The sequence below is a fragment of the Bradyrhizobium sp. MI1.10 genome, from assembly GCF_055811035.1.
Genome location: NZ_JBVVPN010000006.1, coordinates 20,931 through 28,959, shown reverse-complemented (window position 1 = coordinate 28,959; position 8,029 = coordinate 20,931). Strand labels below are relative to the sequence as shown.

Here is an 8,029-nt window from a genome sequence, read left to right as displayed (position 1 = left end):
CCCTTGTTAAAAAAAATATATGATTAATGCCAAACGCACCCCATGATCTTTTTACATCTACCCTTGGCGTGGGGGGGGGGGGCCGGGGCGGGGGGGGGGCCCCTGCCGTCGCACGCAGTCCGTTCATCGATAATTCGGGGTGGAATGAAGATACGCGCGCATGCGGAAAGTCATGTCGTCGAACTCGACGACGGATCGCAATGGCAGATCTTTCCCGGCGATCTCGCGACCACGCTGAGCTGGAAGCCCGAAACCGACCTGCGCCTGGAGCGAAGCTGCGACCGGGTGAGTTCGCATGAGCTGGTGAATGACACCGATCAAAGCCGCGTCCGGGTGATTGCCGCGGGCGAGACCTGGCCCGATGGCGAGGTTAAGAAAGCGTTGAAGGGGAAATAGGGCGCGCCTGCAGCGGGTCGGATACCCCCAGTTTTGGGCCTGTCGCTTTACGGTCGATTCGCTTCCGTCTGCGCACAATGCGTGAATGCAGGAGCTGTTCGACATCATCCGCGCTAATCCCTGGCCGTTCGGCGCCGGGTTGTTCGTCGTCATCCTGATGATCCTCGCGGAGAACTTTGGGCGCGGTATTCAAGGCGACGGTACCGTCAGTGACTTCTCGGATTCGGACGGTGGCGGCTGCGGCGACGGAGGAGGCGGCGACTAGCGCCCGTCAGCGGCGAACGCGCTTCGGCTAGTCCTCCTGCAAATCGGCCGCGATGCCTGCGAGCCACCGGCGAATGCTTGCCTCGGCCTTGGCATCGAGCCCGGCGGCCAGCCGCTTCTCCAACGCGATCACCCTTTCCCGGCACGCTTTCAAAAGCGTCGCGCCGCGCGGCGTCAGTGTCCATTGCTGGATGCGGCCGTGGACGGGATGCGGCGTCATCACAATCGCACCGTCACGTTCGAGATTGCGGATGATGACGCCGACGGTCTGGGGCGTCAGAAAGGTGAGGCGGGCAATGTCGGCGCCCGAGAGGCCCGGATAGGCGTTGAGCATGGTCAGCACCGCGAATTGCGGTGAGGTGACACCGAGATCGGCCAGCGACCGCTCCATCGTCAGACGGACCGCGGCGTGGGCTTGGCGCAGCAGATAGCCGAGATAGCCCTGCTCGCCGCGCTTGCCTTCCCCTGGGGCTGGCACGCGCACCGCCGGGGCAGACGTGGGGGCCTTCCGCCGCGGTTGCGATCTCGTGATATCAGGCGGCTTGCGCAACATGTAAGTGCTCTTATAATGTCTCAGCACTCTTACAATACCACGAGGTGAACGGCAATGTCACACGCCCGCAGCGAATACGAGGATTTCAAGAGGATCGCGCCCGACGCGTATGAGCTGGTGCTGGCGCTCGGCCAGGTCGCGGCCAAGGCCGGCCTCGACAAGCAGCTTCTCGAACTGGTCAAGCTGCGGGCATCGCAGATCAACGGCTGCGCCTTCTGCCTGCAGCATCACATCCTGCTTTCGGAGCGGATCGGCGTGCCCGTCGACAAGCTCAATTTGGTCGTGGCCTGGCGCGAGGCGCCGATCTTTTCCGCGCGCGAACGTGCCGCGCTGGCCTGGGCCGAGGCGCTGACCTGCCTGCCCGACGGCGTCGGCGAAGACGTGTACGCCGAGGCGAGCCGTGAATTCTCCGAGACTGAGCTGACGTACCTGACCTCGGCGGTCGCCTCGATCAACGTCTGGAACCGTTTCGGTGCGGCGTTTCGCTGGACGCCGGCGACGCGGCCCGTCGAAGCCAATGCCGCAGCGTCCTGATTGCAACGAAGGGAGATCACGATGACAGCAATGAGTGTTCCCACCGCGCCGCGCCCGGCGTCATCGCGTTCGATGGCGATCGCCGTCGTCGGCGGGCTTGCCTGCGCGCTTGCGATCGGCAAAGCGCTGCCGGTGACGATGGACACCATTTCCGGCGCACTCTCGCCGCTCTGCGCCACCGCCGCCGAAAGCTCGCCGCTCGACAAGGTCGAACCGATCGGCTCCTACCCGCTGCCGAACGTGCCCGGCAAGCGCGTCACGATCGTGCGCGTGTTCTACGGCCCCGGCGGGTTCTCGCGGCCGCATCGTCACGCAGGATCCGTCACCGCCTACATCACCAAGGGCGAGATCCGCTCCCAGCTCGGCGGCGGCCCGGTCGAGACGTTCGGCGTCGGCCAGTCCTTCTTCGAGCCGCCCGGCTCGACCCATCTGGTCTCGGCCAATGCGAGTACCACGGAGCCGGCAGAATTGATCGCGGTGTTCGTGGCGGACGAGGGCGCGCAACTCACGACGTTGCTGGATTGATCCGTAGCCCGGGTGAGCGAAGCGACACCCGGGGCAGTCGTCGCGTGAGTCCCGGATGTCGCTTCGCTCATCCGGGCTACGTTACCAGCGTGCTCTCTCGTCAGCCGCCGTAGGATGCTGGATCAGGATTGTCCGACGGATGCTCGAACGACTTCTTCATCGACACCGGCATGGGTACGTGAAAGTTCAGGCCGCGCGGCGGCACCGGCTCCATGAACCATTTGTTGTAGATCTGCTCGATCTCCGGGCTCTTGTAGAGTTTTGCGGTCGCGCGATCGACCACCGCCTTGAACGGCGCGTCGTCCTTGCGCAGCATGATGCCGTAAGGCTCCGGATCGGAGAACGCGCCGGTGCTGATCGCGTACAGCGACGGATCCTTCGAGGAGGCGATCATCGCCGCCAGCTGGATGTCGTCCATGACGAAGGCCACGGCCCGGTCGGTCTCGACCATCAGGAACCCTTCGGGGACATCCTTTGCGTTCATCACGGTGATGTCGAGCGAGCGGGCCGCATTGGCCTTGTTGAGCTGCGTGATGTTGGTGGTGCCCGAGACCGAGACGACGGCCTTGCCCTTGAGATCGTCGATTTGGTCGAGCTTCGAAGTCTTCTTGGACACGAAGCGGCTCGCCGTGAGGAAATGCGTGTTGGTGAACCACACTTGTTTCTGGCGATCGGCGTTGTTGGTCGTCGAGCCGCATTCGAGATCGACGGTGCCGTTCGCCATCAGCGGAATGCGGCTGGACGAGGTGACCAGGTTCTCGTTGACCGCGAGCTTGTCCAGCTTGAGCTCGGCCTTGATCTCCTCGACGATCTTCATGCAGATGTCGATGGCGTAGCCGACGGTCTTCTGCTTCTCGTCGATATAGCTGAAGGGCACCGCGCTGTCGCGCACGCCGAGTGTGATCGCGCCGGTGTCCTTGATCTTCTTCAAGGTCCCGCTCAATTCCTGCGCATGAGCCGGCACGCCGAACGCGACGGCCAGAACGGCCACTATAGTGAGACAACGCATGTGCCTTCCCTTCATCCTGTTTACCCGCGGGGAGGAAAGCAATTCTGAGGCCAGACAATTTCGAGGCCAGAGAAGGCTCCGTCATAAGGAGGCCGGGCCGGTCAGGCGGTGTGCGTGCAATTCGCTGTCATAGGACCGTCATCAGACAGTTTGGTTGGCTGTCTAGATGGCGCAAGCAGCGTCAATTCTCGTCGCCGCCCGATCCCTCGCGCAGGTCCGGCTTGAGCACGTCCTCCGGCAGCGCATGTGCCACGGGCTGCGGCGTGCCGGCGATCTCCGGGCCGACCTCGCGGCCGCGGGCATGGATCAGACGCTCGTACGCCGAGACCAACGTGACGTAAGGACTGACCCAGATCCAGCCGTCGCGGGTGAACACCTGCACGTCGAAATGCAGGTGCATCGAGGTGCCGGCGGGATGATCGAGATAGTTCGAGACCACGCCGATCTTCTCACCCTCCGATACGATGCGACCATTGAGCAGGCCATCGGCGTTCAGCGCCTGCGGGTTCATATGCATGTAGCGGAAACGGATGTGTTCGGTCCGGCTGTTGATTTGCAGCGTCACGGCCTGGTCCTTGGAAGCGCGTATGACCCTCGCATCGCGCACGGCGACGATGGCGCGCTGCTTGGGATCACAGGCTTGGCGGCCTTCACCAGGCGATGGGCACTCAGCCGCGCGGATGTCCTCGCCCTGATGGCCATAACCGCCGCCGCATTGCCAGACCTCGAAACTGCGGGATTCGCAGAAGTTGTCGCGCCAGGGGTAAGCGGTCGTGCTCTCCATCTTGTCGCGCTTGGCATAGGATTGCGAGTGTACGAAAGCGGGCGCCTTCTCGAGAGGAAAGCGGATCTGTGCGTAGGCCATCACGTCGGGATGGCCGCCCTGCTTGCGATAACCGGTGTTCGGGATGATGTCGCCGCTCGGCCGATAGGTGAAGTCCGGGGAACGCGCCGCGGGACGATCGAGAATGTTGGAAGCGATGTCCGTGAGCGGCCGCATGCGCTGGCCGCCCGCCACGCGCAGCGCCTTCAGGAAGCGCTCGGCGACCGGATAGGCCTCCTTGCAGGCAAGCCGCCGCGGCTTGGCGACGCTGTCGAGGCATTGGATCGACACCACATAGGCGACGCCGAAACGGGTGAAAGCGTAGCGCACATAGCCTTCCCGGATGAATTTGCGCAGGTCCGGGTAGAGCGCTGCGAGCGGTTTGACCGGCTCGCCCTTGCCGCCCGAGGGATCGGCAATGTCATAGACGAGCGCCGAACCCGTGATCTGCACCTCGACCGGTCTTGCGAAGACCCGGCTCGGCATGCCGTCTCCGGTACCAGGCTCGAACGAAAAGGTCGCGCTGTAGCCGGCGGGGCCGGCATCGAACATGTCGACGGAATTGAAGTCGGCCTGGTAGCGCGACAGCGCGACGGTCGCTGGCGCACCATTGCGCCGTGCTTCGAAATACGCAGCAGCGTCGAACGGCAGCAGCACGGGCACGGAGCTGCGGGAGATGCCGGTGAAGAATTGCGAGGAGATCGCGTTGAGCTGCACCAGCGCCGGCATCGTGCGCGGATCATAGCGCGGCATCGAACGACGGGGCGCGAAGATGAAATCGTCCGCGACCCGGGGATGGGCGTTGATTTCGGTGCGCAGCTGATCGAGCGCCGCGCGCCAATCGACGCGCAGCGCCGTGAGCGAGGGGCTGCGGAATTCATCCGCAGTGAGCGGAGAGGCAATGAGGAGCGAAAGCGACGCCAGAAGTTGCGAGACGAAGCGGAAACCTTTCCCAACCACTGTCTCGCCCCCCGGCGGCACCTGTTGCGCTCGCGTTGGCCCCGTCAGTCCTTGGCGCGCTCGGAGTAGGAGCCGTCTTCGGTCATCACGACGATTCGGGTGCCGACGGCGATGTGCGGCGGCACCGTGGTGCGCAGGCCGTTCGAGAGCACGGCGGGCTTGTAGGACGAGGAGGCGGTCTGGCCTTTGGTCACGGGCTCCGTCTCGACCACTTCCAGCGTCACGCGCTGCGGCAGGGCGATCGATACGGGATTGGCGCCGTGCAGCGACAGCTTGACCGTCATGCTCTCCTGAAGATAGGCCGCCGCGTCGCCGATCACGTCCTTGGAGACCTGGACCTGGTCATAGGTCTCCGGGTTCATGAAGTGATAGCCGTCACCATCTTCGTACAGGAAGGTATAGTTGCGCTCTTCGATCGTGGCCTTCTCGACCTGGTCGGTGGTCTTGTAGCGCTCGGAGATCTTTACCCCGTCCGAGATTCGGCGCATTTCGATCTGGCTGACCGGGGTGCCCTTGCCGGGATGGATGTTCTCGGCGGTCACGACGACATATAGCTTGCCGTCTTGCTCGATCACGTTGCCCTTGCGAATAGAACTGGCGATGACTCTCAAAGCTGTATTTCCTGCTTGCTTGGCCCGGCTCGGGCCAGGACGTGGTCAAATTGATGGGGGACCTGGGGCCCCAAATCAGACCGCGGCACCCGTTTCGGGCCGCAACATACTGGTTTTGCCGTTGGATGCCAGCATTTTGCTGGCCTGCGGGACGGCCGGTTAATGGCTGGGGACAAGCCGATGTCGCCGTTCTGGTCCCCCTCGCGGCATCTCGACCGCCGGCCCTTCCTGCAGGCCAGGGGAGCAATCACCGGGGCTCTACGGGGATTTTTCGCCGAGCAGGGCTTTGTCGAGGTCGAAACCTCCGTTCTCCAGGTCTCTCCGGGCAACGAGACCCACCTGCACGCCCCCCGGACCGAGATCGTGCGACCCGACGGCAGCCGTGTGAGCCGATATTTGCGGACTTCGCCGGAATTCGCCTGCAAGAAGCTGCTGGCGGCCGGGGAGACCCGGATTTTCGAGTTCGCCCGGGTGTTCCGGGACCGCGAGCGCGGCGACCTGCATTTGCCCGAATTCACCATGCTGGAATGGTACCGGGCAGGCGCCCCCTATGACGCCATCATGGCCGACTGCGTCGTCCTCATCGGCCGCGCCGCCCAAGCGACCGGGATTGGCACCTTCGCCTTCCGCGGCCGGACCGCCGATCCCTTCGCCGAGCCTGAACTTGTGACGGTGGCCGGCGCCTTCGAGCAGTTTGCGGGAATCGACCTGCTTGCGACCATTTCCGGTGGCGAAGGCGACCGCGCCGCGCTTGCCCGGGCCGCTGCCGGCAAGGTCCGTGTGGCCGAGGACGACACCTGGTCCGACATCTTCAGCAAGGTTCTGGTCGAGCATGTCGAGCCGCATCTGGGGCAGGGGCATTTGACCATTCTGTTCGAATACCCATCTCCAGAGGCGGCACTGGCGCGCGTGAAGGCAGGCGATCCCCGCGTTGCCGAGCGGTTCGAGATCTACGCCTGCGGTGTCGAGCTCGCCAACGGCTTTGGCGAACTGACCGACGTCGAGGAGCAGCGCAAGCGCTTCACGCAATCCATGGCGGAGAAGCAACGCCGCTACGGCGAAGCCTATCCGCTGGACGAGGACTTTCTGGCCGCGGTCGCGGCGATGCCGGAGGCGAGCGGCGTCGCGCTCGGTTTCGACCGGCTGGTGATGCTGGCGAGCGGCGCATCGCGAATTGATCAGGTGGTCTGGACGCCGCCTGCAAATGAAGCGTTAAGCGAGACATGATGAAGAGCAATCTTGCGCGCACATTGCGCGAGCCGGCCGAACTTGTCGCCGAGCAGCTGGTATCAGCCACAGCGCTGCCGGTGCTCGATCGCGTTGCCGCACGCTATGCGGTTGCGATCACGCCGGCGCTGGTCGATCTGATCGACAGGTCCGATCCCGACGATCCCATCGCGCGGCAATTCGTTCCGACTGCCGCGGAGCTCGAGATGCAGCCGGGCGAGAACGCAGATCCGATCGGCGATCATCCGTACTCGCCGGTTCCCGGGATCGTGCATCGCTATCCCGACCGTGTGCTGTTCAAGCTCGTTCACGTCTGCGCGGTCTATTGCCGCTTCTGCTTCCGCCGCGAGATGGTTGGACCCGGCAAGGAGAACGCGCTCTCGGACGGCGCCTATCGCGCCGCGATCGACTACATCCGATCGCACAGCGAGATCTGGGAGGTGATCCTGACCGGGGGCGATCCCCTGATGTTGTCGCCGCGGCGGATGAGCGAGATCATGGCGGATCTTGCCGGAATCGATCACGTCAAGATCATCCGCCTTCACACCCGCGTGCCCGTGGCCGAGCCCGCGCGCATCAGCGAGGAGATGGTCGGGGCGCTCAAGGTCGAAGGCGCCACCACCTGGGTGGCGCTGCATGCCAACCATGCGCGCGAACTGACGGGGCCCGCGCGTGCCGCCTGCGCGCGGCTGGTCGATGCCGGAATTCCCATGGTAAGCCAGTCCGTGCTTTTGCGCGGCGTCAATGACAACGCGACCGCTCTGTCGGATTTGATGCGAGCTTTCGTCGAATGCCGGATCAAGCCCTATTATCTGCATCACGGCGATCTCGCGCCCGGCACGGCGCATCTGCGAACGACGCTCGCCGAGGGGCAGGATTTGATGCGGCAGCTGCGCGGACGGGTGTCGGGACTGTGTCAGCCCGACTATGTCATCGACATTCCCGGCGGCGCCGGCAAGTCGCCGGTGGGACCGAATTACGTGTTGCCGATGCAAAATACCGCACCTGATGCGGGTGATGCGGCATCGGAAACGCGCTATCGTATCGTGGATTATTGCGGCGACGTTCACCTCTATCCGCCCGAGACCTGATTGGTCGTGATGGAGATTCTGGCTCGAGGAATGGAG

At 64.0% G+C, this 8,029-nt stretch carries 10 protein-coding genes; 6 read left to right on the top strand and 4 right to left on the bottom strand.

The window, feature by feature from the left end:
- Positions 1–144: 144 nt before the first annotated feature.
- Positions 145–396, top strand: coding sequence for a hypothetical protein (locus AC0L3K_RS08330; RefSeq protein WP_219680262.1), 252 nt, complete (start codon positions 145–147; stop codon positions 394–396).
- 85 nt (positions 397–481) lie between these two features.
- The gene (locus AC0L3K_RS08325; protein ID WP_219680260.1) at positions 482–661 is read left to right on the top strand and encodes a hypothetical protein; all 180 of its coding nucleotides are present in this window, start codon (positions 482–484) and stop codon (positions 659–661) included.
- Between the two features lie 27 nt (positions 662–688).
- Here the strand turns inward: AC0L3K_RS08325 and AC0L3K_RS08320 are convergent, their stop codons facing one another.
- On the bottom strand, positions 689–1,213 hold the full coding sequence (locus AC0L3K_RS08320) for a MarR family winged helix-turn-helix transcriptional regulator (RefSeq protein ID WP_219680258.1): 525 nt from the start codon (positions 1,211–1,213) through the stop codon (positions 689–691).
- 54 nt (positions 1,214–1,267) lie between these two features.
- Between AC0L3K_RS08320 and AC0L3K_RS08315 the strand changes: the two genes are divergently transcribed.
- Together AC0L3K_RS08315 and AC0L3K_RS08310 are read left to right on the top strand one after the other, a co-directional pair.
- The gene (locus AC0L3K_RS08315; protein ID WP_219680253.1) at positions 1,268–1,747 is read left to right on the top strand and encodes a carboxymuconolactone decarboxylase family protein; all 480 of its coding nucleotides are present in this window, start codon (positions 1,268–1,270) and stop codon (positions 1,745–1,747) included.
- 21 nt (positions 1,748–1,768) lie between these two features.
- Entirely contained in the window at positions 1,769–2,272 is a 504-nt protein-coding gene (locus tag AC0L3K_RS08310) for a cupin domain-containing protein (protein WP_219680250.1), read from the top strand.
- Between the two features lie 100 nt (positions 2,273–2,372).
- On the opposite strand, the gene AC0L3K_RS08305 is transcribed toward AC0L3K_RS08310, so the two are convergent.
- The 3 genes from AC0L3K_RS08305 to efp form a co-directional block, all read right to left on the bottom strand.
- Positions 2,373–3,281: an amino acid ABC transporter substrate-binding protein gene (locus AC0L3K_RS08305; RefSeq protein ID WP_007591441.1), complete on the bottom strand. Its 909-nt coding sequence runs from the start codon at positions 3,279–3,281 to the stop codon at positions 2,373–2,375.
- Positions 3,282–3,462: 181 nt separating this feature from the next.
- Entirely contained in the window at positions 3,463–5,085 is a 1,623-nt protein-coding gene (locus tag AC0L3K_RS08300; RefSeq protein WP_473365752.1) for a M23 family metallopeptidase, read from the bottom strand.
- 23 nt (positions 5,086–5,108) lie between these two features.
- On the bottom strand, positions 5,109–5,675 hold the full coding sequence (efp, locus tag AC0L3K_RS08295; protein ID WP_007591435.1) for an elongation factor P: 567 nt from the start codon (positions 5,673–5,675) through the stop codon (positions 5,109–5,111).
- A gap of 162 nt (positions 5,676–5,837) precedes the next feature.
- On the opposite strand from efp, the gene epmA reads away from it, so the two are divergent.
- Both epmA and AC0L3K_RS08285 read left to right on the top strand, forming a co-directional pair.
- On the top strand, positions 5,838–6,902 hold the full coding sequence (gene epmA, locus AC0L3K_RS08290) for an EF-P lysine aminoacylase EpmA (RefSeq protein WP_354128185.1): 1,065 nt from the start codon (positions 5,838–5,840) through the stop codon (positions 6,900–6,902).
- Positions 6,899–7,993: a lysine-2,3-aminomutase-like protein gene (locus AC0L3K_RS08285; protein ID WP_035992751.1), complete on the top strand. Its 1,095-nt coding sequence runs from the start codon at positions 6,899–6,901 to the stop codon at positions 7,991–7,993. The genes epmA and AC0L3K_RS08285 overlap by 4 nt, the downstream gene beginning before the upstream one ends.
- Positions 7,994–8,029: the final 36 nt, after the last annotated feature.

Excerpts from the sequence above, each read along its gene's own strand:
- AC0L3K_RS08330 (WP_219680262.1), top strand. The coding sequence starts at position 145 with ATGAAGATACGCGCGCATGCGGAAAGTCATGTCGTCGAACTCGACGAC.
- AC0L3K_RS08325 (WP_219680260.1), top strand. The coding sequence starts at position 482 with ATGCAGGAGCTGTTCGACATCATCCGCGCTAATCCCTGGCCGTTCGGC.
- AC0L3K_RS08320 (WP_219680258.1), bottom strand. The coding sequence starts at position 1,213 with ATGTTGCGCAAGCCGCCTGATATCACGAGATCGCAACCGCGGCGGAAG.
- AC0L3K_RS08315 (WP_219680253.1), top strand. The coding sequence starts at position 1,268 with ATGTCACACGCCCGCAGCGAATACGAGGATTTCAAGAGGATCGCGCCC.
- AC0L3K_RS08310 (WP_219680250.1), top strand. The coding sequence starts at position 1,769 with ATGACAGCAATGAGTGTTCCCACCGCGCCGCGCCCGGCGTCATCGCGT.
- AC0L3K_RS08305 (WP_007591441.1), bottom strand. The coding sequence starts at position 3,281 with ATGCGTTGTCTCACTATAGTGGCCGTTCTGGCCGTCGCGTTCGGCGTG.
- epmA (WP_354128185.1), top strand. The coding sequence starts at position 5,838 with ATGGCTGGGGACAAGCCGATGTCGCCGTTCTGGTCCCCCTCGCGGCAT.
- AC0L3K_RS08285 (WP_035992751.1), top strand. The coding sequence starts at position 6,899 with ATGATGAAGAGCAATCTTGCGCGCACATTGCGCGAGCCGGCCGAACTT.